The sequence below is a fragment of the Bacteroides sp. D1 genome, from assembly GCF_000157095.2.
GTDB lineage: Bacteria > Bacteroidota > Bacteroidia > Bacteroidales > Bacteroidaceae > Bacteroides > Bacteroides xylanisolvens.
Window position 1 is genome coordinate 333,345 of record NZ_JH114344.1, and the last position, 24,998, is coordinate 358,342.

Annotated in this window: 20 protein-coding genes; 8 read left to right on the plus strand and 12 right to left on the minus strand. The window is 44.4% G+C overall.

The features are described from left to right. Nucleotides 1–84: 84 nt before the first annotated feature. The 8 genes from BSAG_RS07235 to BSAG_RS07205 form a co-directional block, all read right to left on the minus strand. The gene (locus BSAG_RS07235) at nucleotides 85–654 is read right to left on the minus strand and encodes a hypothetical protein (RefSeq protein WP_004314603.1); all 570 of its coding nucleotides are present in this window, start codon (nucleotides 652–654) and stop codon (nucleotides 85–87) included. Beyond that, complete coding sequence (locus tag BSAG_RS07230) at nucleotides 614–3,823, minus strand: DUF6443 domain-containing protein (RefSeq protein ID WP_008997648.1); 3,210 nt, start codon at nucleotides 3,821–3,823, stop codon at nucleotides 614–616. The genes BSAG_RS07235 and BSAG_RS07230 overlap by 41 nt, the downstream gene beginning before the upstream one ends. 7 nt (nucleotides 3,824–3,830) lie before the next feature. Then, on the minus strand, nucleotides 3,831–6,911 hold the full coding sequence (locus BSAG_RS07225; RefSeq protein WP_008770488.1) for a hypothetical protein: 3,081 nt from the start codon (nucleotides 6,909–6,911) through the stop codon (nucleotides 3,831–3,833). 149 nt (nucleotides 6,912–7,060) lie between these two features. Continuing rightward, complete coding sequence (locus tag BSAG_RS25015) at nucleotides 7,061–7,156, minus strand: smalltalk protein (protein ID WP_005681936.1); 96 nt, start codon at nucleotides 7,154–7,156, stop codon at nucleotides 7,061–7,063. Next, nucleotides 7,153–7,689 (minus strand): N-acetylmuramoyl-L-alanine amidase, encoded by a 537-nt coding sequence (locus tag BSAG_RS07220; RefSeq protein WP_004312843.1) that lies wholly within the window; start codon nucleotides 7,687–7,689, stop codon nucleotides 7,153–7,155. Before BSAG_RS07220 ends, BSAG_RS25015 begins: the two co-directional genes overlap by 4 nt. Nucleotides 7,690–7,786: 97 nt before the next feature. Beyond that, on the minus strand, nucleotides 7,787–8,290 hold the full coding sequence (locus BSAG_RS07215) for an HU family DNA-binding protein (RefSeq protein ID WP_004312844.1): 504 nt from the start codon (nucleotides 8,288–8,290) through the stop codon (nucleotides 7,787–7,789). Nucleotides 8,291–8,412: 122 nt separating this feature from the next. Next, entirely contained in the window at nucleotides 8,413–9,303 is an 891-nt protein-coding gene (locus BSAG_RS07210; protein ID WP_004312845.1) for a DUF4373 domain-containing protein, read from the minus strand. After that, nucleotides 9,291–9,611 carry a hypothetical protein gene (locus BSAG_RS07205; RefSeq protein ID WP_008770490.1) on the minus strand — a complete coding sequence of 107 codons (321 nt, stop codon included), beginning with the start codon at nucleotides 9,609–9,611 and terminating at the stop codon, nucleotides 9,291–9,293. Before BSAG_RS07205 ends, BSAG_RS07210 begins: the two co-directional genes overlap by 13 nt. Nucleotides 9,612–10,075: 464 nt before the next feature. Here BSAG_RS07205 and BSAG_RS07200 point away from each other — a divergent pair, with 464 nt between their 5' ends. Next, a complete protein-coding gene (locus tag BSAG_RS07200; protein WP_004312847.1) occupies nucleotides 10,076–10,789 on the plus strand; it encodes a S24 family peptidase in 714 nt (237 codons plus the stop codon). 183 nt (nucleotides 10,790–10,972) lie between these two features. Here BSAG_RS07200 and miaB read toward each other — a convergent pair whose 3' ends face one another. After that, nucleotides 10,973–12,346: a tRNA (N6-isopentenyl adenosine(37)-C2)-methylthiotransferase MiaB gene (miaB, locus tag BSAG_RS07195; protein ID WP_008020202.1), complete on the minus strand. Its 1,374-nt coding sequence runs from the start codon at nucleotides 12,344–12,346 to the stop codon at nucleotides 10,973–10,975. A gap of 336 nt (nucleotides 12,347–12,682) precedes the next feature. On the opposite strand from miaB, the gene BSAG_RS07190 reads away from it, so the two are divergent. Together BSAG_RS07190 and BSAG_RS07185 are read left to right on the plus strand one after the other, a co-directional pair. Next, nucleotides 12,683–13,144 carry a hypothetical protein gene (locus BSAG_RS07190; protein ID WP_004312850.1) on the plus strand — a complete coding sequence of 154 codons (462 nt, stop codon included), beginning with the start codon at nucleotides 12,683–12,685 and terminating at the stop codon, nucleotides 13,142–13,144. Between the two features lie 177 nt (nucleotides 13,145–13,321). Further along, nucleotides 13,322–14,821, plus strand: a complete 1,500-nt coding sequence (locus tag BSAG_RS07185; protein WP_004312851.1) for an acetyl-CoA hydrolase/transferase family protein — start codon at nucleotides 13,322–13,324, stop codon at nucleotides 14,819–14,821. 315 nt (nucleotides 14,822–15,136) lie between these two features. Here BSAG_RS07185 and dacB read toward each other — a convergent pair whose 3' ends face one another. The 3 genes from dacB to BSAG_RS07170 all read right to left on the minus strand — a co-directional run bounded on the left by dacB (nucleotide 15,137) and on the right by BSAG_RS07170 (nucleotide 18,537). After that, the gene (gene dacB, locus BSAG_RS07180; protein WP_004312852.1) at nucleotides 15,137–16,543 is read right to left on the minus strand and encodes a D-alanyl-D-alanine carboxypeptidase/D-alanyl-D-alanine-endopeptidase; all 1,407 of its coding nucleotides are present in this window, start codon (nucleotides 16,541–16,543) and stop codon (nucleotides 15,137–15,139) included. 156 nt (nucleotides 16,544–16,699) lie between these two features. Then, nucleotides 16,700–18,043, minus strand: a complete 1,344-nt coding sequence (lpdA, locus tag BSAG_RS07175; protein ID WP_004312853.1) for a dihydrolipoyl dehydrogenase — start codon at nucleotides 18,041–18,043, stop codon at nucleotides 16,700–16,702. Nucleotides 18,044–18,084: 41 nt separating this feature from the next. Beyond that, entirely contained in the window at nucleotides 18,085–18,537 is a 453-nt protein-coding gene (locus BSAG_RS07170; RefSeq protein WP_004312854.1) for a PH domain-containing protein, read from the minus strand. A gap of 106 nt (nucleotides 18,538–18,643) precedes the next feature. Between BSAG_RS07170 and nadB the strand changes: the two genes are divergently transcribed. The 5 genes from nadB to BSAG_RS07145 all read left to right on the plus strand — a co-directional run bounded on the left by nadB (nucleotide 18,644) and on the right by BSAG_RS07145 (nucleotide 24,996). Further along, the gene (gene nadB, locus BSAG_RS07165) at nucleotides 18,644–20,215 is read left to right on the plus strand and encodes an L-aspartate oxidase (protein WP_004312855.1); all 1,572 of its coding nucleotides are present in this window, start codon (nucleotides 18,644–18,646) and stop codon (nucleotides 20,213–20,215) included. Between the two features lie 2 nt (nucleotides 20,216–20,217). Next, nucleotides 20,218–20,493 carry a DUF4884 domain-containing protein gene (locus BSAG_RS07160; RefSeq protein ID WP_004312856.1) on the plus strand — a complete coding sequence of 92 codons (276 nt, stop codon included), beginning with the start codon at nucleotides 20,218–20,220 and terminating at the stop codon, nucleotides 20,491–20,493. A gap of 465 nt (nucleotides 20,494–20,958) precedes the next feature. After that, entirely contained in the window at nucleotides 20,959–22,017 is a 1,059-nt protein-coding gene (locus BSAG_RS07155) for a glycoside hydrolase family 130 protein (protein WP_004312857.1), read from the plus strand. Beyond that, nucleotides 22,017–23,279, plus strand: a complete 1,263-nt coding sequence (locus BSAG_RS07150) for an MFS transporter (protein WP_004312858.1) — start codon at nucleotides 22,017–22,019, stop codon at nucleotides 23,277–23,279. The genes BSAG_RS07155 and BSAG_RS07150 overlap by 1 nt, the downstream gene beginning before the upstream one ends. Next, on the plus strand, nucleotides 23,263–24,996 hold the full coding sequence (locus tag BSAG_RS07145; protein ID WP_008770493.1) for a hypothetical protein: 1,734 nt from the start codon (nucleotides 23,263–23,265) through the stop codon (nucleotides 24,994–24,996). The genes BSAG_RS07150 and BSAG_RS07145 overlap by 17 nt, the downstream gene beginning before the upstream one ends. Nucleotides 24,997–24,998: the final 2 nt, after the last annotated feature.

The following is a 24,998-nucleotide window of genomic DNA, read 5'->3' on the forward strand; positions in this document are numbered from 1 at the left end:
AAACCCTGATATATATTGTTTTTTTAATCAATATATATCAGGGTAAGGCACAAAGTTTATAACTTACACCCGAACAAAACCTTTTTACTCGTCAGGCAAATAGTTGTTCCTTTCTTCCGGATGATCTTTAAGATAGTCTTTTATAACTTCAGGCAACCATTGGTACGGGGTAAGAGCATCATATAATTCTTCCTGAATGAACTTCTGAAGCTCTTCATGATCGCCTTTCATCAAGACATCATTTAGTAGAACTCGCCGACCATAGTTTCCAATGCAAACTTTTATATCAGGCCTCTTTTCACCATTGATTGGCTTTAGTCTCACTAGCGAACTCACTCTCAGATCATAATTTGATTTAGGGTTAATCGGTTTTGAACGATTAATTACAGATACAAAACGTTCGATAATTCTTCTATCACGCATAATCGTATCATGACTCTCTTGCATAAATACAACATCTTCACAATTTTCGAGAGCATGATTCGTATCTATATCTCCAACGAACCAAAAGTGGACATACTCCACCTCGTTGCTGTCAATCAAGAATTGATTGGTTTTACATGATGTCATAAAAAACAGCAACAAAAACAATAGCCCGCAATAACAATGTTTCTTATGGTTCCGAAGTCCATACAGGTTTCTTTCTTTTCTCATATTCCTTTGTTTTTTGTATATCAATTACATTTGAAGTAACTCCTTTTGTTACTACAGTTCTTCCTTTGTGATTTCTCCTTGTCATTTGTCCCGGACGCGTTTCTCCATTAGCTCGTGCAGTTCTCTGTTCAGGGCCGGTTATCACCCTTCTTTCTTCTTTAGAATCGTATTGCGAATCGTTGCCTCGTACCCTGTTTACTTCATACTCTTGAGCATTTGTTTTATGTTCTAAAGCATGGGCTGCTTCATGGTCGAAATCAGTAGCGGGAGAAGTTACTGTTCCATTTTCATTTTGCAATCCCCAGTCACTTTTCCAATAGATACATCCGGCTCCACGGGCGGCATATGGATTATACGTAACTTCCAATGGAGTTTCCATTACATTCACTTTTATATCAGCATTCTCCACAATTTTCACTGTGGAAGCTCCGCCACCATTACCTACTTTAACACCATTCGCTTTATTATATTGGTACGCTGTAATAACAGACTGTACAAAAGGGTTGGGATGGGCTACATTACCACCACTATATGAATATGATACAGTCTGTCCACTATCATTCTTATACCAGATAACAACGGTCTGTCCACTTGGATCAATATATTTTATAGGATTACTCATGCAATAACTATAGGGACTCCAATTATAGTATTTTTCTGCCATCGGATCCACCGCATTCCACCTTCCAATCGCTACATCATACTGTCTTGCCCCATAATCGTACCAATTCAATCCATTCTTTGTATCAAGCTCTTTACCATTATACTTATAAGGCTGAATACTATTATCTGCTGAAGCAAACGTGCCTCCGAACGGATAGTAATGGTTTACCTCTTCCTTTTGCCCCGTCTGATCTACAACTACGCGATTGTTTCCCTGATGATCCTGCAAGTAGTAGTGATACTTCTTATCGGACAACGTAACATGTCCGGCATCAGTGAGCAACAATTTCTGTACACCATTTTCATAGATCACATTTCCGCAATAATCCGTTGTACTGGTAGTGTTGCCTATCGTGTGCACAGTGCGCAGCTTCGTGCCGTTCACTGCATACGTATAAGTAATGGTACTGCCGTCCTTGAACGTGACTTTACTTGGCGAATTTAAACAATTATATTGAATATCAATAATATTCTTGTTTAAATCTTTGGTCATGTTGCCATTCTTGTCATAGGTGTATTCATTGTCCTGCTTCACAGCATCCTTGAATTCGAACCCGTTGTTGTAAGCCGACGCTGTAGCGGCATCATCCACACGTGTCAGCCAGTTGCCATCAAGGGTGAGCGTCAGGTCGTCAATCAAGCCGTAGGATGAAGCGCCTATGCGTCCGTTACGACGGAGTGAAGTGAGGTTGCTTTGCCTGTTATACGTGTAGGAGGTGTCATAGTTTGCATTGGGGGATCCGTTCCATGAATACCCCGCAGCGGTCAACCGTGACATTTCGTCGTAGCTGAAGCGGTATCCATGCACTCCTGTGTCGCCTGCGGCTTTCCAGCTCATGGCAGATATGTTACCATTGTAGCAAACTCTGCTTCCGCCGTATGAGTCGTTGTAATGCAAGGTCTGGTTGAACAGCGTATCGGTAGTCAGTGTCTTTATCCATGAGCGGACATTATAGGTATAGTCTGTTGTAAGAGCAGAGTTGCCATGGCGTTTACTGCTCTTGATTCGACCCAAGTCATCATAGGTGTTTTCAACGAGAGTCACTTCCTCATTCGTATTCAGCTTATGCTTTGTCGTTAAAAGACGTCCTGCGTGGTCATACTCGTACGTACATACTTCCGTTTGTGTGCTCTTTCCTGTGGCGGTATGGACATGTTGCCGCTTCAGGGGTTCTCCCGTAAAGCTGTAAGCTACGTATTCTTCCTCTATGCCTCCCATGTGGTTCGTCGCCCGGCTTTGGATGATGCGTCCGCGTTCGTCGTAATAGAAAGCGGCATAATCATATCCGGTCACACCGGTAGCATCCAGACGGGCTGTAACTGTTCCTGTCAACAATCCTTTGCTGCTTTCCGTATAGCAGATACCATAACCCGATGGAGGTGTGACATAGTTAAGAGACGTGGGTACTCCGTGCTTGCCGATGAAAGAGTAGTCATCATAGTAATTCACTGTATACACTACAGGATTCGTCATCGGGATATTTTCGAGAATATAGCCATGAAAGGCAGTGCCTGTATCATCCCGTCGCGCTTTCACATCGATTTCACACAAAGGGAAGTCATCGTAATAATAAGAATTGTGGCAAATGCCCGTGAGTACCGGACGATTCAATTCATCGCTAAGAGAGAAAGCCCATTCTCCACGAACACGTTGCTCGCCATCCTGCGAAAGCACCTGGTGGTCGCCATGATCGTAAATGTAATAGATGGCGTCACGCTCCGGAAGTTTCTTGTAAACACAGCGGTGCAGGAAGTCATAGTGGTAGGAATAACTACTCTGTGTAGCATAAGGTCCTTCGGGCTCATTCATTTGGTAGTAAGTTACAAAGGGCGGATAAACATTCACCAAATCATCGTGGTTGTCATATTCATAATAAGCGAAACAAGGATCAGAACCGTCCATGCGTCCCGCCAGAATTGTACGTCCGAATCCATCTTTAAACTCATAAGCCTGATTCCCGTCTTCATCGGTAGTACAGACTCCCAAGAAATTGCCGGAGGGAGTCATATAATAAGACGAGGGAAAGGATCGGGGATTACGTGTGATATATTGGTAGCTTACAGGGTGCTCTGCCCATGTCTCGCCCGCCCCATGCTGCGCAACCGGCCTGTTCAAGGGAGAGGCTTCATACGTGGTCTGTAGGTACGGACGTGCATCACCGCCTGCTAATGAGCTTGCACCACTTTGTAAGGAAGAGAGGGTCATGTAATTGCCATTTCCCGCCGACTTGGCAGGAAGCCAGGTGCGTAACTTGCGTCCCTGATCATCATACTCTTGTAATGAGACAAGATCTTTCCCGTCGGGCGTAATGCCGCAATCTACCGTTTGTGAGGGACGGCCCAGACCGTCAAAGTATACCACCTGTTCACGGCAACCGCTATGGTCGGGCGAGGTGTAAGTACGTGTGCTGATATAGTTCTGTGAAGTGCTCACCTGCGACATGCATAAAAGAGAGCACAATAAGAGCGAAAGAAGTAAATATATTCGTTTCATAAGTTTGTACATATTTTGTTTATTGGTTACGGTAATGATAATCATATTCCTGCACGACACGTTTCTTGCTTTCATCCACGACGTTGCCTTCGTAATAGTAATTCGCCTTCAGGCGTCCCAGTCCGTCGTAGTCGTAATACGAAGTCTTCCCTGTAGGATCGGAGATCGAGGTAACACCTACCAACGGAAGATGGGTAAAAGTGGTAACATGTGCTTCCGAGAGAGACGTATGGTTGCGCAATGCCTTTAACTTGGCGACATCAGGAGTAGTGCTCTTTGCCAATGCGGAAGATGTCATGCCAAAGACGGAGGACATGGCGGTTTCCACCTGCTCTAGAGTGGCATTCTTGATTTCGGCAATAAGATAGCGATCACCATATCCCCATAAATAGACCATATGTAACTTATCCTTAGAAACTACTTCGCGGGGATTTCCGTTGGAAGAGTAAGCAAGAACTTCGCTGTAGTGCGAACTCGAATCGTAAATTGTCTGATAAAATCGGGCAGGCAATATCAGCATATCCCCACTTTCTGTAGGAAACTCTCCGAATTCACGTCTATTGCCTTCATAATTATAAGAGTTTTGATTCTGTATCTCTTTCAACACGGGGTTAAGTATGTGCTTTTCCACCATTTTGCGAACAATAGCCGGGGTTGTACCAGTTCGCGCGATAGCCGGATATTCCCAATTGGTCTCCCGATGCAGGCCTCCTGCATTCCGTTCTTTCCATTGCATCCGGTTGCCGGAGAGATAGGTGTAGTGTTCTGTATCTGTAATACCAGTTTCCGATTCGTCATAAGTGGTTACTTTACGTTCGTATAGAAGTGAGTGTCCAAGCATCTGACAGGTAGAAGTATAGAAATTACCAAGAACAGCGGTTGCAGGGACGAATGATGGGGTTCCGTATGAATTGAAATATTCCCAATCTATCACCGACGAGCCACCGTAACGCCAAATCAGTGATTCGCGCCGCTTCAGTTTATATTCACGCCCGTTGCTCATGTAGTCAGTCTGTTCTTTTAATAGATTATAACGATATTTCTCTCCTTCATACCAGAGCACATTGCCATAGTACTGCGGTTTCTCGAAAAAGGCGGTGTCATTCTGCATTGCTTCATAGATGTCATATTGATAGACAGTCTTTCCATTGCAATTTTCAGGACTAAATTGGGTTGCACCATCCTTTAAATAATAGACTGTAACTTCGGGATAGACCACTGCGGGACGGCCGTTCAGAAGCCGCTGGAAGTTGAATGCACTGAACGTACATTCCCACTCCCAGGTGTAAACAGGATATCCTCCTGACGGACTATAACTCATGAAGGGATTGGATTTGAAGGATCGATATTGTCCATTCGGATCAAGTCCCAGAACCATGTTCAGTACCGACATTGGAAGGTCGGTCGATTGATAGTTCATATAAGTCTGAATGGTAGGATCGAGGGTCGGTTCGCCTGCGCCTGTATGGTAGTAGCGTCCGATTTCCCAGCCGTTTTCTTCGTATTCGGTTTTCCCGTAACAGTAGTGTTTGGAATCGCTTCGTACACCTTCTGCCGTATAGTTGACGATTTCACGAATCCTGAAACCTGTAGCCTCGGTCTTCACGCGCTTTTTTTTATCGTGAATATAGTCTCCATCATCATCTGTGAATGAGAAGAACTTGTGGTTCTCAAAGTCAAACTCTGTGTAGCCTCCTGTCGGATAGGTCAATTTGCGGAGTACACAATGGCTTTCAGGGCCGGCAGGTTTACGTGTGTTGTAGGGCACATTAGAGAGTCTCACTTTATCCAAAGGAGACAAATCATTTTCGTCTTTTGGTACGTCTGTTACAAAAGAGCTACTGGCTCTGGACACATCAAAGCCCACGAACAGATTCATATAGGCCACGTCATAATTGTTGCTGCGAAAATTCAGGTTACCCCAATGGTCTGTTCCACCAAAGTTGGCATACGAAGATGTATATCCACACCGATAAGTCTCGGATGATGCATCATTACCACCAAGCAGAGTGACGCAGTCAAGCATGCTGAAAGGCGACTTTGATAAACTGCTAGATTGCAAAGTGCCCTGATGCTGTTCCAGGTTGATGGTCCGCACAAGTCTGTCTCCGTCTTTTATACTGATACTTTGGGCATAATTATAATATTCACTGTTTGTACCATCCTTATAATTGATGCGGATGGTGGTGGTACCATAAGTGACGGAAGTCAGAAGCTTCATCTGATATGCATGCTGCCGTGTATAAGTATGTACAGTGACGTCAAATACGTCCGGACTACACCCTAACTCATAAAAATGATGGAAACGTAGTGCCGGTTCTGCCTGCTGATACCCAAAGTTAGAATGAATACTCTTGTCATAATCAAAAGTAATAAGTTCCGAAGAATGGGGCAGACGGATAGAGGTTAGTTGCCAGGACACATAAGTGGTGTTGTAGGGAGTAATCGTACACCCCGTTCCTCTAAAGGTGGTATCGGCACCAGTGAAAGCATACTCAACACCCTGTTCGTCCACCACTTTAAAAGATATAATCTTTCTATCCATAGTAGCATGGGTTATCTTCACATCACGTCCACCTGAAACTACATATTCGATTTTGCCGTCATAGTTTTTTCTGATAACGAATTCGAAGGAACTACCATCAGGAAGGATAGCGGTAAATAGGTCGGACTTTAGTTCCAACGTGTTCAGGTATTCTTCCGATAAGTTCCGATATGACTTTCCAAACTTGTCGATATCCAGTTTAAAGTCTGTAAGTTCATCGGGCATGCATTCTATGCTTCGCGAGATGCAACTGCTGATAGATAATGCCCAGCCACGACCGAACACGTCATAGTTGTAGCCGGGATGGAACGGAGCCGGATTGTATTTTAAGCTCAAAGGCAACCGATAGCCGTGATGATCGATGTCGAACAAGGGAATAGATATGTCGGGCACTCCCATGGCAGGATTCACGGCCACATCTCCATACATCTTGAAGGCTGCCGCCTGCGGAGAAGTGGGGACAGAAAGGGGAACGTATGGAGCTGTAGAAGCTGCATGTGCCGTAAAAGGAAAGAGTGCAGCGAAAAATGATAGTATAAAAATTAATCGTTTCATATTTTGTTTTTGTTATATAAATGGTTGAAAAACTGAGGAAATAGCATTTTGTTTGAGTCTTAATCTACGTTGAAATATTGGTTTGAAATTCTGCAGATTCCAGACTCCGGAATCTGCAGAATTATAAAATGATAGAACTATTGAGAAATTTACAAATTCATCGCATTAGCGCCCAAAACGCCAGCCAAAGCCGAAGCCACTGCGATAACCACCTTCAGGATCATATCCCATACTGATTTCTTCATTGCCATAATTTACCTCCTTTCTGTTTTTTAATGTGTTGTGTTACTCTGTGTTCGTCCGTGTTTTCTGTTTTGATAGCAAACTCCTCAAGTTCCTTGAATTCCTTTGCCACCTCAAAACACGGGCACTGTTTAATCCACTCTTCCGGCTCTATCTCACCGTTTCCATTAAGATCCGGCGAAAGATCCCGATGTCCGCATACCCGGCAGCCGGAGAATTTCTCTTGCAGTTGCCCAACGAGTTGCCGAAGTGTGGCTCGCTGTGCCGGAGTCCGGGTATCTGCCGGGCGTCCCCGGCAGTCCAGACCACCTTCATAGCAGATACCTATTGAGTGAGCGTTGAAACCTTTTGCATGTGCTCCGATACGTTCGATGGGGCGGGTGAGGTGCACTGTTCCATCCTTGCAGATGTAGTAGTGATAGCCTGTTCCGTTGAATCCGCGGCGCCGGTGCAACCTGTCCAAATCTTCCGGAGAGAGTGTACAATCCCCTCGCGTGGCACTACAGTGCACCACGATTAAGTTAATAATTCGCATGTTAGTGGATAATTAGTTTAGTTTACTAGCCTAGTTAAAAAGCTCCGTTTAGTCGTTTAGTCAGCCATTCGTGTTTGTGTTGCGACCTACGTGCAGACTATGCTGCCGGATCCGGTGCTTCTCCACCGCCGTCGCCGGAACCACCACCATCAGGTTTACCACTATCTCCGCCACCGGAAGCCGAAGTATCGGCAAGGTCGAAACGGACACACTTGGCACCCGTCACCAAAGAACGGGTGGCGGTGGTACGGTCGGGATTCTTGGTGTAGTTGGGCAGGAAGCGGACGGTAAGGGAAGCCTGGGCAGCCGATACTTTCTCCGGCAGTTCCACACCTTTACCGTTGGACTTCATCACCATGCGGAAAGTCCCGAAGCCGTCGAGCGTTACACTTTCCGATGCTTGCAGATGCTGTGCAGCCACTGTCACCAGGTTATCAAGCGTGTTCTTTACGTCACCCGTGGAGAGAGACGAGTAAGCGGCTATCTCTTTGGCGAGTTGGGTGGTTGACACATTGGCCGTGTAGATCACACGGGGATGAAATAATTTCTTTTTGTTTTTGTCTTCCAGAACGGACTGGAAGGGTTTGTACAATACTGGCATAATTGTAATAGTTTTTACGTGTTAATAAATTAGTTTAGTTTTGTCCTTAAGCTTAATGACACTGTAAAGATACGGGTATTATTCAGACTGACCCAATCATTTTTTCAAAGTGCGTTCATCAATTAATTAATTACGCTCAAAAGATAATGTCCCGGCAATTTGATTTTCCCATTGCTCCCGCGGATGCTACTGAATCCCTTCCACACCGGGTGTCCGATAGCTCCGAAGTTGCTTTTCAGGATAATGGCGTATTGCTCGGAAGGCGGAATCTTGTAAGAGTGAAGGTTCTCCAGCAGTCCCTCGAAGTTACGCTGCATGCCGTCGGGCGGTGGTTGCAGATTGTCGATGTCTTCCTGTGTCATTACCTTCCTGCTTTTCAAAATTTTTCCTCCTCCGTTCTCTCCTTGAGGAGAGTCAGAGAGGTGGTTTAATTTGTTTTGGTTTGTTTTAATTTGTTTTTCTTTGTTTTGTGTACCCAATGTCGACATTTCGGCTTCCGATGTTGCAGAATCGGTGGTTGATGTTACAGTATCAGCAGTTGGTGTTACATCACAGCCTGTTTTGTTATCAGCATCCTCCGCACTGTTTTTGCTGTTTGGAGAAGTGTGGTACGATGCAAGCTCTTCCGCTTCCAACAGGCAGTAGGCGGGGTCTATCAACGAGCTGCTGCGCCGCTTGGTAATAAAAAGATACTGCCGTTGGATATCGGCGGAAGTCAGGATGCCGTATTGCCGGAAAAGTCCGGCATCAAACAGTCCACACTCCACGGACGGAGCGATAATACGTTTCACGTCATCAAGATCCGTATTGTAAAGGCTGTCCGTCAGTTCGTCGTAAAACTCATCACTGGCAGGGATATAATACCCTTTTCCGGCATAGATGTACGACAGCGTTTCTACCAATGTGGCAAAAGCGGCATCACCTTCCCGTTTCATGACACGACGCACTATACGGTCGTGCATGAAACTGGTGCTCATGGGGAAATAATCCAACCCCTGTTTTATTCTTCCCATAGTGCGCGTAGTTTTTCCTTTTCCTGCTTCCGGCGGATACTGTCCGACACCACTTGCCGGGCATGGCGGATAAGGAACATTCGCAAAGCGTAGTCCTTCACCTCGGTTATCACCGGATAGGAAACAGATTTGTTTTCAAATAATGTACTTTTATCCTGATTGCGATGTCTGCGTGCGTTTGCCTTACGACATTCTTTGCAGTAGCTATCCGTAGTGTGGGTACGCTGGTTCATATAAAAGGCTTCCTGTGGAAGCTCCCGCTTGCAACATCCGCAGATGCATAGAGATTTGTTCATAATGGTTTCCATATTGCTTTTCCGTTTTTATAGTTTTCATATTTAAATATTTGTTTGTATATTGAAGATATATCGCTGGCGCGCAGGACATATAGTTGCTGTATATTGGAGATATATCGGCTGCACATTGGGTATATAGATGCTACACGCAGGATATATAGATCTTATATGCAAGATATATAGACGCTGCAAGCAGGCTTACTATTACTTTCGCGCGTCCGGCACGGTTTCCTTAAAAAGGCGGTGAATGAGGTATTTTGCAACCTTTCGTAAACTTTTTGCTGTTTCTCATGGTTTTTCTATTTAATATTTATATTTTTGAAACATATTTATGATTTCGTTGCTACAAATATAAAACAGTTTTCACAAAGAAAACAAAAGATTTTGGAAATTAACTTTCAAAAAGTAGATAACAGATTATCAATGAGCAATTAACGAGTTTATGAATTTTTACATCAAAAATAAACGATCATAGAATGGATACATTTTTAGATGTCACAGGAATCGTGAAGCGTGCCAAACAGGTGCTAAACTTCAAGAACGACAGCGAACTAGCTGAATATTTAGGCGTCTCACGTGCTACAGTTTCCAATTGGGGCGCACGAAACAGTATTGATTTCCGTCTGTTACTTGACAAGTTTGGGGACAAGGTAGACTACAACTGGCTATTATTGGGAAAAGGAAATCCGAAACATCAGCCGAGACATTGCGAAAGCGAACTGGTGCAGGGAGAAGTCGAGATTATACACAATCCGAAAATACCCGAACCAATAGACGACCGTAGCGTGACATTATACGACATTACGGCAGCTGCGAACCTGAAAACATTGTTCACCAATAAAAAGCAGTATGCACTGGGGAAGATATTGATTCCCAATATATCCGTCTGCGACGGGGCGGTCTACGTCAACGGAGACAGCATGTACCCAATATTGAAATCGGGAGACATTATCGGATATAAAGAAATCAGCAGTTTCGACAATGTCATTTACGGGGAAATATACCTGGTGTCGTTTATGATTGACGGAGACGAGTATCTGGCAGTAAAATACGTGAACCGTTCGGAGCAAGAAGGTCATCTCAAACTGGTGAGTTACAACACACACCATGAACCGATGGATATTCCATTCGCGTCCATCAATGCAATGGCAATTGTGAAGTTCTCCATCAGGAGACACATGATGATGTAAGTTTCACCACCGAGGACGCAGAGGACACAGAGGAACACTGATTTTTTATATTAATCCTCAAAGCCTCCACAGGATGTGTTGTATAAGCGCAGTTGCCACATACCGTACAGGCAGTCACAACTACAAGACAGCCACGACTATGAGAATAAGACCTCTGTGTCCTCTGCGTCCTCTGTGGTGAAATCAGATTTCTTCCCCTTTCAGCGTAGCCGAACTAGCCTCTGTGACACGCACATTGACGAAATCACCGACACGATGCGTACCCCTGTCGAACACCACCACACGGTTTTGTTCCGTACGGCCGAACAGTTGATCGCGCGAACGCTTGGAAACACCTTCCACAAGCACTTCATACGTCTTTCCGATGCAACGCTGGTTGGATTCGGCAGACAGACGGTTCTGTAAAGCGATAATCTCATTCAGGCGGCGGACTTTCACCTCTTCGGGCACATTATCTTCAAGATGTTTCGATGCATACGTTCCCGGACGCTCGGAATATTTAAACATAAAAGCAGCATCGTACCCACACGCTTCCATCAGCGAAAGCGACATGGCATGATCTTTTTCCGTTTCAGAATGAAAACCGGAGAAAATATCGGTAGTCAGTCCGCAATCGGGGATGATGCGTTTGATAGCTGCCACCCGGTCCAGATACCATTCACGGGTATACTTACGGTTCATCAGTTTCAGGATGCGGGAACTACCGCTCTGCACAGGCAGATGAATATGTTTACATACATTCGGCACTTGTGCAATCACCTCCAACGTTTCGTCACTCATATCCTTCGGATGGGAAGTCGTGAAACGAATACGTACCCCCGGAGCGGCTTCGGCCACTGTTCGGAGCAACATCGGGAAGGTAACCACTTCCCCTGTCGGTCTCTCAAAACGGTATGAGTTGACATTTTGCCCCAACAGGGTGACTTCTTTATAACCTTTTGCCACCAAGTCCGCCACTTCATTGAGGATGCTTTCCACGTCACGGCTACGCTCACGTCCGCGAGTATAGGGAACGATGCAATAAGTGCAGAAATTGTTGCAACCACGCATAATGGACACAAAGCCGGAAATATGATTGCCACAGATACGCGACGGAATCACATCCCGATAAGTTTCGGTAGTAGAAAGCTCCACATTGATTGCTTTCTCGCCAGTCTCTACGGCAGCAATCAAATCGGGCAACGTCAGGTAAGCATCCGGACCGACTACTAGGTCGACATGATGATTCGTTATCAAATCATCCTTTACCCGTTCGGCCATACAGCCCAGTACACCCACAATCAGGCGCTTTTTCTTTTTCTTCAGCGAGTGGAAAAACTCCAGGCGGTTCAGGATCTTCTGCTCCGCATTGTCGCGGATAGAACAAGTGTTCATAAACACAGCGTCAGCCTCTTCCAGCGTTTCAGCTACGGAATATCCCGCCATTTGCATCACCGATGCAATCACCTCACTGTCGGCTACGTTCATCTGGCAGCCGTATGTTTCGATAAACAACTTCTTGTTGTCATCAGTCATTTCAGTTGCGGATTTAAAGTCCGCTCCCGTTAATTCGTTCATACTCAAATCTTAGTTTAAAAATTCGGATACAAAGATACGGCTTCACTTTCAATAAGTAGTTAATTGACACAGAAATAACGCAAAAATTGATGATTTGGCAAGCAAATTTGTAATTTATGTTAAGAGGATAAACATTTTCCATCCATATACTTGGCAAATTTAAATTTATTTTTCACATTTGTGCAATGAAAGAAACATTAGATTTTTTCATAGTTAAGGTTTAGGTTAAAAAAATTAAGGGGAGCTGTGAAGCTGCCCTTTTTTCATGCCCAAATGTTAGTTCAAACCAGATAAAATGCCTACCTTTGGCGGATAACTATTTAGATGTGAAGCACAATGGAAGATTTTTTGAAATTTCTCTTGATAGCAGGCGTCATTCTTGTGGGAATATTCAAAGAGGTGAATAAAAACAGCAAGGCGAAAAAGGCTAAAGCCAAGCACCCCGTTCCCCCAATGCCATCTCCGGTTGAAGTAAACCCCGATGCCGTTCCCATACCCGAAGCATGGGGCAGCCCCAAATCCCTGGACGAACTGCTCCGGCCGATTCTTCGCGAGCAACCGGTCGCCAAACAACCTTCCAAACAGCAAACTTCGAAACAGAAAAAGAAAAAAGAAGAAGTATCCGTGGCTGCATCCCTCGCGAACAGTGTCGCACAGGATGAACAAAACAGTCGGCAAGGTGCTCACTATAATACTCCTCACGACTCACCCGACAATAAAGAAGACTTTACGATTCATTCGGCAGAAGAAGCACGCCGAGCCATTATCTGGGGAGAAATACTTCAACGGAAATATTGAGGGAAATTGAAATTATAAAGACATATCAAGCACGGATTACGCTGTCTCTCTATGCAATCCAACTTTTCCGGAAACCATGAAACCCGTGTAACCCGCGCCTGATATCTTATCCGAAAAGCGAATAGAATTATTAACTTATTAAATATCAACTGTATTTTAACACGAAATTTACTATTTATGTCACTCAATCGTATTTCGGCAGCGGAAGCTGCAAGCCTGATTAAACATGGCTACAACATCGGCCTAAGCGGATTTACTCCCGCCGGAACGGCCAAGGCTGTAACAGCCGAACTCGCAAAAATTGCTGAAGCAGAACATGCGAAAGGAAACCCGTTTCAAGTAGGAATTTTCACAGGTGCATCAACAGGAGAGTCCTGCGACGGCGTACTGTCACGTGCCAAAGCCATCCGCTACCGCGCCCCTTATACTACCAACGCTGATTTCCGCAAAGCTGTGAACAACGGAGAGATTGCCTACAACGACATACACCTCTCACAAATGGCACAGGAAGTGCGCTACGGATTCATGGGCAAAGTGAACGTAGCCATCATCGAAGCCTGCGAAGTGACTCCCGACGGAAAAATTTATCTGACTGCCGCCGGTGGTATTTCCCCGACGATCTGCCGTCTGGCCGACCAGATCATCGTGGAGTTGAACAGCGCACACAGCAAATCCGGCATGGGTATGCACGACGTATACGAACCGCTCGATCCTCCTTACCGCCGCGAGATTCCTATCTATAAACCGAGTGACCGTATCGGGCTCCCTTACGTTCAGGTAGACCCGAAAAAGATTATTGGCGTAGTAGAAACCAACTGGCCGGACGAAGCCCGTTCTTTCGCCGCTGCCGATCCGTTGACCGACAAAATCGGACAGAATGTTGCCGACTTCCTCGCTGCCGACATGAAACGCGGTATCATTCCGTCTACTTTCTTACCCCTGCAATCGGGTGTAGGAAACATCGCCAACGCCGTACTTGGTGCATTGGGACGTGATAAAACGATTCCTCCATTCGAAATGTACACAGAGGTAATACAGAACTCCGTGATCGGACTGATTCGCGAAGGACGTATCAAATTTGGTAGCGCCTGCTCACTGACAGTTACAAACGACTGTCTGGAAGGCATTTACAACGATATGGATTTCTTCCGCGATAAATTGGTTCTCCGTCCGTCGGAAATCTCAAACAGCCCGGAAATAGTACGCCGTCTCGGTATCATTTCTATCAATACAGCCATCGAAGTCGACCTGTACGGCAACGTAAACTCTACCCATATCGGCGGAACAAAAATGATGAACGGTATCGGTGGTTCGGGAGACTTTACCCGCAACGCTTACATTTCTATCTTCACTTGTCCGTCTGTGGCTAAGGAAGGTAAGATCAGTGCCATCGTACCGATGGTATCCCACCACGACCACACGGAGCACGATGTCAACATCGTTATCACCGAGCAAGGTGTTGCCGATCTTCGTGGCAAGAGTCCGAAAGAACGCGCACAAGCCATCATCGAAAACTGTGCTCATCCTGACTACAAAGAGCTTCTTTGGGATTACCTCAAACTGGCCGGCAACCGCGCGCAGACTCCACACGCTATTCAGGCTGCACTTGGTATGCACGCAGAGTTGGCTAAGAGCGGCGATATGAAGAATACCAATTGGGCTGAATACGCCAAGTAAATAGAATATAGGATTTACAATATTCGATTCTAAACAAGTATAATTGTATTCTCTGGTAAACAAAATCCAACGATTTTTGCTTATTAGAGAATACAATTATCTTTTTATAGAAAAATCAATAAGTTATAGAAGAATCAATAAGCCCTCCATAAAGAGTAGAAACTTAACCTATGACAACATAGAAATCGGATTCAACAACGAAATTCCACTTGGGTTGTTTTTGGGGGTGTCAAAACACTTTTCTTTAGGAAAGTGCTTCTGCTGCACAGAGCTTTAGCAGGGGTAAGCCTTTCAATTTGAGTATTATGACACCATCTATTTCCCAATAATCACCTCACACACCTTATCCTGAAATGCCCGTGCCTTAGCTGCCGAAAGCACATTCTGGTTCATAATGGCAAAAGCTACTTCATGTCCGTTTTTCATCTTCAGATAGCCCGCAAGCGCATTTATTGCCGTAAACGAGCCTGTTTTGGCATGAACATTCCGGAAGGCAGGAGTACCTTTCATCCGGAATTTCAATGTTCCGTCCACTCCGCCAATGGGAAGAGATTTATATAACATCTGAAACACCTCTGTTTGCGAGTACGCATATTTCAGAAAATCCACCAGCAGGGCAGGAGAGAGGTAATTATAATTGGACAGTCCGCAACCGTCGGCAATCTTATAGTCTTTCGGGTCATGCCCCAGGCGACGGATCAATTTCATAATCTCGACAATACCATCTTCGGCAGCCACTTGCTTCTTTCCCGTAGCCTGGGCTCCTAAGCGACAGAGCAATGCTTCCGCATTGAGATTATCACTCTCTTTCATCAACTGGTTCAGCACTTTCTGCACGGAAGTATTCCAGCAAGCCATCCGTTCTACATTCACACTATCACGAGGCAATTCAGCAAAGCCATACGACTGGGGAGTCGTGATTCCTTTCCCACGAAGACGCTCCAGGAAAGTATGCATAAAAAAACGGGGAGAATCGTAGATGTTTACATCGTCCTTTCTGATCGAAGTGACATTGCCCGAAACGAGGAGATTATTGCCATTCGTCAGCCAGTCTCTCGTGAAAGAGAATTTTCCGGCAGAAGAGGTACGTGTTTTCGTCTGATTCGTCACTGTATAATAGGAGGATACAGGTTGACAGGAAACACTCGCGGTATCTCCCTGCACCGTAGAAGGAACGACAGAAACCTGCACAGTCCCCTTGCAAAACATCAGTGGAGACAAATAGGGTTGATAGCCCGCAGGGGTATCGTCCCATGCCCATCCACTACCCCAATAAAGAGAGTCTTTCATCGAAACATCGCCGTACACCTGTCCGTTAATCACCGAAAAAGGGAAAGTGATTACCTCTTCTATCAATGAATCCATCGACTGGCTGTTAAATTCAGGATCGAATCCGCCTACCACATACAGGTTGCCTTGCAAAGTATCATGTTCTATCACGCCATCGTGCCATACTTCCGTGCGGAAAGGTTCGGCTGCTTCGGGGCGGGAGAGTGCGGTAATAGCCGTCAGCAGCTTCATGGTAGAGGCAGGACGGGAAAGTTTCTCCGCACGATAGTTATAAAGTGATTTCTTAGCCGTCAGATCGTAGACGGATATACCGACCTCGGATGCTTCGGGGAGCATCTTCTTGATAAGCGAATCTATCCGGGAGAAATTTTGTTGTCCCCAAAGTGGCAACAAACAAACTGAAAGGGCGACCAACAAAAGACTTTTTTTCATACAATACAGTTTATGACATCAACAAATGTACAATGACACATCACCATACAAACTATTGCCAATAAGGCCGGAGTGATTATATATTTTCTCATCATATATTTGATTTTATCAGTAAGATACCCGCATCAATGAACGATCGCAGATATCGGAATCCGTTTATAACACTTCCCGGAAAATCTCTCCTACCGTAGGATGCGGGAAAACAATCTTTTTCCATTGCGCCGCCGTCAATCCGAGCTCAATGGCAGTGCCCGCAAGAGTGATAATCTCCGAAGCCGGATTGCCCAATACATGAGCACCAATCACCCGTTGTTGTTCGTTCAGCAGTACTTTACAGACTCCGTTCACGCCCTCATTCTCCGCCACAAAACGACCGGAGTAAGCCATCGGAAGTTTGATAACCTGATAATTGATTCCTTTCGTTGAGGCCGATTCCTCCGTTTCACCCACTCCGGCAATCTCCGGATTGGTATAGACTACGCCCGGAATAGCCCGATAACTCATGGCATCTTCCTTTCCCAAGATGGAATGTACGGCAACTTCCGCTTCACGAACAGCCGTATGGGCGAGCAAAGAGAATCCTGTCAGGTCACCACAAACATACACGCCCGGCACAGAAGTCTGCATCTTTTCATTAATTCTGATAGCGCCACGCTCTGTCTTCTCCAAATTCAAGTTTTCGAGCCCGAAACCTTTCGCCACCGGGCGACGGCCGACACTCATCAACAGCTTTTCTGCAATGACACTGCCGTTTCCCTCCGCGTTCTCATAAGAAACAACAGCCCCTTCTTCCGTTTGCGACAAGCCGACCACTTTCGTACTAAGCAGGAATTTAATACCTCGTTTTGTATATTCTGCACGGAGCAAAGCGGAAAGCTCCTTATCCATTCCACCCAGGATTTCGTCCATCATCTCAACCACCGTCACTTGTACTCCCAAACTATTGAAGAACGACGCAAACTCCATACCGATTACCCCGCCACCAACAATAGCCAGAGAAGCCGGCAATTCTTTACTGTCCAAAGCATCCCTGTGCGTCCAGTAGTTCACCGCGTCCACTCCCGGAATAGGGGGAATGAAAGTTTCCGAACCCGTACATAATATCAGATTCTCTCCTTCGTAAGTCTCTTCCCCGCAGCGAACCGTATTTTTATCAATGATCTGCGCTTCTCCTGATACAATTGTAACATTGTTGGCAGTCAGCTTCGCTTTCACTCCCAGCACCAGTTTACGCACTACCTTACTTTTACGCGCTATTATCTTAGGCAAATCGAAAGAGACTTCCGGAATATTGACTGCATACTTTGATGCATGTTTTGCACTGTCATAAGTCTTTGCCGAATACAACAATGTTTTCGTAGGAATACAGCCTTCATTCAGACAGACGCCACCCAGACTATTCTTTTCGATAAGCAATACGCTCAAACCGCCTTTACCGGCAGTTTCGGCAGCCGTATATCCCGCAGGACCGCCACCGATGATAATTACTTGATATTTCATAGTATATAATCAGTTAATCTTTTCATTATTATCAAAACATGCTACGATTCATCCGCTTGAGAGTCTACCGGGTCTATTGCCTCCGTGGCCTTTATTTTCTTTGCGAACATTCTCTTTTCGAGTAGTTCTGCAAATTCCTGTTCCTTGACAGGCATCACCGAAACAAACTTCCCTTTTCCGTATTCTATTAAGATATAATCCGTCACCGAGAAACGGCCGAACTTCATGGAATGGTATTTCCTGACTGTGGTAATTTCGGAAAGCGGGATGATCTTCTTACGAATAAAACGGCCACGTGAGACTTCCAGATCACCGTTTGTTGTCAATGTATAAGTAGTGTGTATAATTTGTTCGATCACTACAATCAGCATCAGCATAAACAGTACCGCCACTAAGATATATTTACACCACAATGCGCCGACGGCATTCACAGTAAGCACCACCAACAGGAAATATTGGTACCAAGCGATACGGGCATGAAAAATTCGATTCATTTTGTCAGATTTTTGCCTGCAAGGTAGCAATTTTATGAATTAGTGACAACGAAAAGTACAACGAAGTAACTTATTTTGTAGCTTTGCGGAGAGAAATAACAAGATTATGGTAAGAAAATTCGATTTCCTCGTTATCGGTTCCGGAATTGCCGGTATGAGTTTTGCGCTGAAAGTGGCGCACAAAGGTAAAGTTGCTCTTATCTGTAAAAGTGGGCTGGAAGAAGCCAATACGTACTTCGCCCAGGGAGGTGTAGCCTCCGTCACCAACCTTCTGGTGGATAATTTCGACAAGCACATTGAAGACACAATGATTGCCGGCGACTGGATCAGCAGCCGTGACGCAGTAGAAAAGGTAGTGCGCGAAGCTCCCGCACAAATTGAAGAACTGATTAAATGGGGAGTGGACTTTGACAAGAACGAGAAAGGCGAATTTGACTTGCACCGCGAAGGCGGACACTCGGAGTTCCGTATTCTTCACCATAAAGATAATACGGGAGCGGAAATTCAGGACAGCCTGATTAAAGCCGTACAACGCCATCCGAATATCACGGTCATCGAAAACCAGTTTGCCATTGAAATCCTGACACAGCATCACCTGGGAGTGACTGTAACCCGCCAGACACCGGACATCAAATGTTATGGTGCTTATATCCTCGATCCGAAAACGGGAAAAGTAGATACCTATCTTGCTAAAGTGACGCTAATGGCTACCGGTGGAGTAGGAGCCGTTTATAAAACAACCACTAACCCACTAGTCGCTACCGGAGACGGTATCGCCATGGTTTACCGTGCCAAAGGTACGGTGAAGGATATGGAGTTTGTACAATTCCACCCTACCGCCCTGTATCATCCGGGAGACCGCCCTTCTTTCCTGATAACGGAAGCAATGCGTGGTTACGGAGGTGTACTGCGCACAATGGATGGCAAAGAGTTCATGCAGAAATACGATCCCCGTCTTTCGCTCGCTCCCCGTGACATCGTGGCACGCGCCATCGACAACGAGATGAAGAACCGTGGAGACGACCATGTATATCTGGACGTTACCCACAAAGATCCCGAAGAAACAAAGAAACATTTCCCCAATATCTACGAAAAATGTCTTAGCCTGGGCATCGACATCACGAAAGATTATATCCCGGTAGCCCCGGCCGCCCACTATCTCTGCGGAGGTATCCTTGTTGACCTGGACGGACAATCTTCCATCGAACGCCTTTATGCCGTGGGAGAATGTTCGTGCACCGGATTGCATGGTGGAAACCGTCTGGCTTCCAACTCATTGATAGAAGCAGTGGTATATGCCGACGCTGCCGCCAAGCACAGTCTGCAAGCGGTTGATCAGTATTCTTATAATGAAGATATTCCCGAATGGAATGACGAAGGAACCCGCTCTCCGGAAGAAATGGTGCTCATTACGCAAAGTATGAAGGAAGTGAATCAAATTATGAGTACATACGTAGGCATCGTCCGCAGTGACCTCCGTCTGAAACGTGCCTGGGACAGACTCGATATTATCTACGAAGAGACTGAAAGCCTGTTCAAACGTAGCGTAGCGTCCAGAGAAATCTGCGAATTGCGTAATATGGTGAATGTGGGTTATCTGATTATGCGCCAAGCAATGGAGCGTAAGGAAAGCCGCGGATTACATTATACGATAGATTATCCACACGTGAAGAAATGATTATGAAAACATTGATTCGGACCTTTATTCTTTTCTTCTGCATAACGGGACTAGCTTCCTGCTATGCAGGTATTCCACTGAAAAGCGGAAAATCAGAAAATAACCAGACTTATGAAGTCAGTTATCTGTTCGAGCACGACGGAGTGAAAGTATACCGTTTTCTCGATCTGGGAAACTATGTGTATTTCACGACCCGGGGAGATGTAACCAGTATCAAGAATGATTCAACAAGAAAAAGGACAATTACTATTTATAAAGACAGTATACCAAACCGATAACGAAAAGAGGCTGTCTAACAATTTTTTTTTAACGGCTTCACCTCTATCAAACAAACTCTGACAGATTATATACGATAGATTATCCATACGTGAAGAAATAGGATTTACAGTATCATTTTTATTAAAAAGAAAAAACAAGAGGCTTCCTCAAATTATATTTTTGAGTTTGGCCTCTTATTTTTTTATCTTTATATGTTTCTTTTGCACTCCTCAAAGAAACTATACTATACACTTATGAGAATATAATACACTTCAACGAAGTGCACATCCATCTATAAATCAAGCTTTTAAATAGTACAGCATATAAATACGAATATCCCTGCCTCTTCTAAAATCATTCCCCAATATCATCCTCTTAAAAACATGTTCTTGAGCATGTGTACACTTCTTTGAGAATATAGTAAACGCTTTCCTGTCTCTCATCTCATACTTTTGTTCACAGAAATAATCACTAATCGAAATATTATGGATATAGCTAAAAGATGTGAGCAGAACCCCCTACTGGCTCCAAAAGATTTAAAAGCGGGAATCAACGGAATGGAAATTACATGTTTGTTAAATCCCGGAGTTTTCAAATATCAAGGCAAAATTTGGTTACTTTTGCGCGTCGCAGAAAGACCTATACAGAAAGAAGGAATTATCAGTTTTCCTATATATAATGAAAAAGGAAAAATAGAAGTGGTTTCGTTTCTAAAGAATGATCCCGATTTGGATGCTTCAGACCCACGCGTTATCGGTTACAAAGGAAAGAATTATCTGACCACGATGTCTTACTTACGATTGGTTTCAAGTACCGACGGTATTCACTTCAAAGATGAACCGGAATTTCCACCTATTTTCGGAAAAGGAGAGCTGGAAGCATTCGGTATTGAGGATTGCCGTGTTGCAACAACCGAAGATGGTTTTTACCTTACTTTCACAGAAGTATCGTCGGTAGCTGTAGGGGTTGGACTGATTCACACCAATGATTGGAAAAACTATACACGGCATGGAATGATATTCCCACCGCATAATAAAGATTGTGCATTATTCGAACAGAAGATAGGCGACAAGTATTTCGCTCTTCATCGCCCGAGCAGTCCCGAACTTGGCGGCAATTATATATGGTTGGCAGAATCGCCCGACCGCTTGCATTGGGGAAACCACAAATGTGTGGCAACCACTCGTGACGGAATGTGGGATTGCGCACGTGTAGGGGCAGGGGCAGCTCCAATAAAGACAGAAGAAGGCTGGCTGGAGATTTATCATGGAGCCGATTTTAATCACCGTTATTGCTTGGGGGCTTTATTACTCGATTTAAATGACCCGTCGAAAGTCATTGCAAGAAGCGAAGAACCTATCATGGAACCTATCGCCGCTTATGAGCAAACAGGTTTCTTCGGAAATGTAGTTTTCAATAATGGGCATTTGGTGGACGGCGATACGATAACCATGTATTATGGAGCAAGCGATGAAGTGATTTGTAAGGCAGAGCTTTCCATTTCAGAGATATTAAACGTATTAAAACAGACACAAGAGAAGTAATGAATAAACTGAAAAAAGAATATCTGTTCTTTAAGCAACAGGAACCTAACATGAGAACACTGTTGGTTACCAATATGCTTTATGCATTGGTACTACCGATAGTAGAAATCTTTGTGGGAGCCTATATCATGAGAAACACGAGTGACCCCGTGATGGTTGCTTTTTATCAGCTGGCAATGTATATAGGCATCATTACTACCTCTCTTGTTAACGGTTATCTGCTAAAAAAATACAGTGTGAAGACGCTTTATTCGGTAGGAATCCTGATAAGTGGCATTTCCATGTTCGGTATGATGACTATCAAGTCACTTGGCTTCGTCGAACTTGGTCTGGCCGGCTTTTTAATGGGAGCAGCTTCTGGTTTCTTCTGGACCAACCGATACCTGCTGGCTCTCTATAATACCAACGACAACAGCCGTAACTATTTCTTCGGACTAGAGTCTTTCTTCTTTTCTATTACCTCCATCGGTGTTCCTTTAATTATAGGCGCATTTATCAGCCAGATAGATGGAAAAGAAGTTTTCGGATTCCTCTTCAATATCAATACCTCTTATTGTGTAGTTACGATGGCAGCAGTAGTCATTACCGTTATCGCCTGTATGACACTGTGGAAAGGTAAATTCGAGAACCCCAAAGAAACGAACTTCCTCTATTTCCGCTTCAACATACTTTGGAAAAAGATGCTGTGGCTAGCCGGATTGAAAGGAATGGTTCAAGGTTTTTTAGTAACGGCACCGGCTATATTAGTATTGAAGCTGGTAGGAGATGAAGGAGCGTTAGGATTGATTCAGGGAGTTAGCGGAGCATTGACCGCTGTCCTGGTGTATGTATTAGGACGTATGGCCCGCCCGCAAGACCGTTTGAAAATATTTGTAGGAGGACTAATCGTATTCTTTGCCGGTACACTATTCAACGGTATTCTCTTCTCTGCTACGGGAGTGATCCTTTTCGTCCTTTGCAAAGTGATATTCCAGCCTTTGTTCGACCTGGCTTACTTCCCCATTATGATGAGAACAATTGATGCAGTTGCAAAGATTGAGAATAGAAACGAATATGCATATATCCTAAGTCATGAGTTCGGCCTTTTCCTTGGAAGAGCTTTCGGTTTACTACTGTTTATCTTCCTTGCTTATTGTGTATCGCAGGATTTTGCATTGAAATATGCGCTGGTGATTGTTGCCGGATTACAATTAGCGGCATATCCTTTAGCTAAGAATATTACTAATCAAACTGATACTATTGAACATGAAAATGACAAGTAAAGGTGTTTTTGTACTTATGACCGTTTGTTTCCTGGCATCTTGCTCGGGCAACGGAAATAACTTTGGTGAAAAGGTAAAACAGGTTTCCATCCATAGGGTAGACTCTATGCCTGATATGCCTGAAACTTATAAAATGCTGGACTGGAAGCAAAAAGCCCAAAAGTATGACCAGTTTATCTTTGACTGGAATAATAAAAGCGAAGTCGGACCATTAATCTGGTTAGATGACACCCGCAGAAATATGGACCAGACTACATTTGGCTTATATACTGCCATTAAAGATATTCGTCAGGGAAAGAATGCCAATAATGGAGAGTTCCATGAAAGTCTGAACTCATTGGCAGCTATTCTTGGTGCCGGCCTTGTAGGGATTGACAAGACGAATCAAGACGGATATAACTATGTAAAAATGGTGCAGAATTATTTCAATTCTGATAACGGCTGGAATATAGTCATGAACAATACGACTCCGTCAGTAGCCCTTTTAGGAGGAGGCTATGCCCGCGACTGGTGGTATGATGTATTACCCAATGCCTTATATTATGCTATTTGCGATGTTTTCCCCAATGTAGACGGGGCAGAGAAGATACAAAAAAGCATTGCGGAGCAGTTTGTTAAAGCAGATTCCGTATTGAATGGAAATTACGACTATTCTTATTTTGACTATGCACAAATGAAAGGAATGGTTAATCATATTCCATTGCAACAAGACGCCGCCGGTGGCCATGCTTATGTATTACTATGTGCTTATCATAAGTTTGGCGATCCACGTTATCTGCAACATAGTAAAAGTGCTATCGAAGCCCTGCTTGCCCAGAAAGAAAGCCGTTTTTACGAGGCTCTTTTACCACTCGGAGTGTATACGGCAGCCTATTTGAATGCAGTAGAGGGGGCTAACTATGATGTAGCCAAACTTCTTGATTGGGTATTTGACGGATGTAAAAGCCCTGCAGGAAGAACCGGTTGGGGAATTATTGTAGGAAAATGGGGTGATTATGATGTAAGTGGTCTGCAAGGAAGTATCACAGACGGCGGAGGATATGCATTCCTCATGAACAGTATCAAACCTGCCTGGCCTTTCATTCCGATGGTGAAATATCAGCCTCAATATGCAAAAGCTATCGGCAAGTGGATGTTGAACAATGCAAGTGCATGTCGTTTGTTCTATCCGGGGGAAATAGATGAAACACATCAATGGGCTCCGGAATTGAAGGACATTACTTATGATAATGTTTCTTATGAAGGTTTACGAAAAACGGATGACTATGGAAAAGCATCATTAAAAGGAGTTAGTCCGGTTGCAATCGGCGATGGTCCCAAATGGATAAAAGGTAATCCGACGGAAAGCATGTTCAGTGTTTACAGCTCTTCTCCTGTTGGTATTTTGGGGGCCATTGTTTGTCAAACGAATGTGGAGGGTATTCTCCGACTGGATTGCAATGTCACAGACTTCTATACAGAGAAACCTTATCCGGTCTATCTCTATTATAACCCTCATAAAGAGACCAAAACCATTACTTATCAAGCTACCCAACCATGCGATTTGTTTGATATTGTTGCCAAAGAATATATAGCAAAAAATATAAAGACAAATGGCTCCGTTGAGATCCCGGCCAACGACGCAAGAGTAATTGTGGAACTTCCCGCCGGAACAGAATTAGAACTGAAAAATGGTAAGATTATTGCGAATAAACAAAATATCATTTCATATAATTAAAT

What these genes read in the sequence shown, in the direction of transcription:
- BSAG_RS07235 (WP_004314603.1), bottom strand. Translation starts at nt 654, where the DNA reads ATGAGAAAAGAAAGAAACCTGTATGGACTTCGGAACCATAAGAAACAT.
- BSAG_RS07230 (WP_008997648.1), bottom strand. Translation starts at nt 3,823, where the DNA reads ATGTACAAACTTATGAAACGAATATATTTACTTCTTTCGCTCTTATTG.
- BSAG_RS07225 (WP_008770488.1), bottom strand. Translation starts at nt 6,911, where the DNA reads ATGAAACGATTAATTTTTATACTATCATTTTTCGCTGCACTCTTTCCT.
- BSAG_RS25015 (WP_005681936.1), bottom strand. Translation starts at nt 7,156, where the DNA reads ATGAAGAAATCAGTATGGGATATGATCCTGAAGGTGGTTATCGCAGTG.
- BSAG_RS07220 (WP_004312843.1), bottom strand. Translation starts at nt 7,689, where the DNA reads ATGCGAATTATTAACTTAATCGTGGTGCACTGTAGTGCCACGCGAGGG.
- BSAG_RS07215 (WP_004312844.1), bottom strand. Translation starts at nt 8,290, where the DNA reads ATGCCAGTATTGTACAAACCCTTCCAGTCCGTTCTGGAAGACAAAAAC.
- BSAG_RS07210 (WP_004312845.1), bottom strand. Translation starts at nt 9,303, where the DNA reads ATGGGAAGAATAAAACAGGGGTTGGATTATTTCCCCATGAGCACCAGT.
- BSAG_RS07205 (WP_008770490.1), bottom strand. Translation starts at nt 9,611, where the DNA reads ATGGAAACCATTATGAACAAATCTCTATGCATCTGCGGATGTTGCAAG.
- BSAG_RS07200 (WP_004312847.1), top strand. Translation starts at nt 10,076, where the DNA reads ATGGATACATTTTTAGATGTCACAGGAATCGTGAAGCGTGCCAAACAG.
- miaB (WP_008020202.1), bottom strand. Translation starts at nt 12,346, where the DNA reads ATGAACGAATTAACGGGAGCGGACTTTAAATCCGCAACTGAAATGACT.
- BSAG_RS07190 (WP_004312850.1), top strand. Translation starts at nt 12,683, where the DNA reads ATGGAAGATTTTTTGAAATTTCTCTTGATAGCAGGCGTCATTCTTGTG.
- BSAG_RS07185 (WP_004312851.1), top strand. Translation starts at nt 13,322, where the DNA reads ATGTCACTCAATCGTATTTCGGCAGCGGAAGCTGCAAGCCTGATTAAA.
- dacB (WP_004312852.1), bottom strand. Translation starts at nt 16,543, where the DNA reads ATGAAAAAAAGTCTTTTGTTGGTCGCCCTTTCAGTTTGTTTGTTGCCA.
- lpdA (WP_004312853.1), bottom strand. Translation starts at nt 18,043, where the DNA reads ATGAAATATCAAGTAATTATCATCGGTGGCGGTCCTGCGGGATATACG.
- BSAG_RS07170 (WP_004312854.1), bottom strand. Translation starts at nt 18,537, where the DNA reads ATGAATCGAATTTTTCATGCCCGTATCGCTTGGTACCAATATTTCCTG.
- nadB (WP_004312855.1), top strand. Translation starts at nt 18,644, where the DNA reads ATGGTAAGAAAATTCGATTTCCTCGTTATCGGTTCCGGAATTGCCGGT.
- BSAG_RS07160 (WP_004312856.1), top strand. Translation starts at nt 20,218, where the DNA reads ATGAAAACATTGATTCGGACCTTTATTCTTTTCTTCTGCATAACGGGA.
- BSAG_RS07155 (WP_004312857.1), top strand. Translation starts at nt 20,959, where the DNA reads ATGGATATAGCTAAAAGATGTGAGCAGAACCCCCTACTGGCTCCAAAA.
- BSAG_RS07150 (WP_004312858.1), top strand. Translation starts at nt 22,017, where the DNA reads ATGAATAAACTGAAAAAAGAATATCTGTTCTTTAAGCAACAGGAACCT.
- BSAG_RS07145 (WP_008770493.1), top strand. Translation starts at nt 23,263, where the DNA reads ATGAAAATGACAAGTAAAGGTGTTTTTGTACTTATGACCGTTTGTTTC.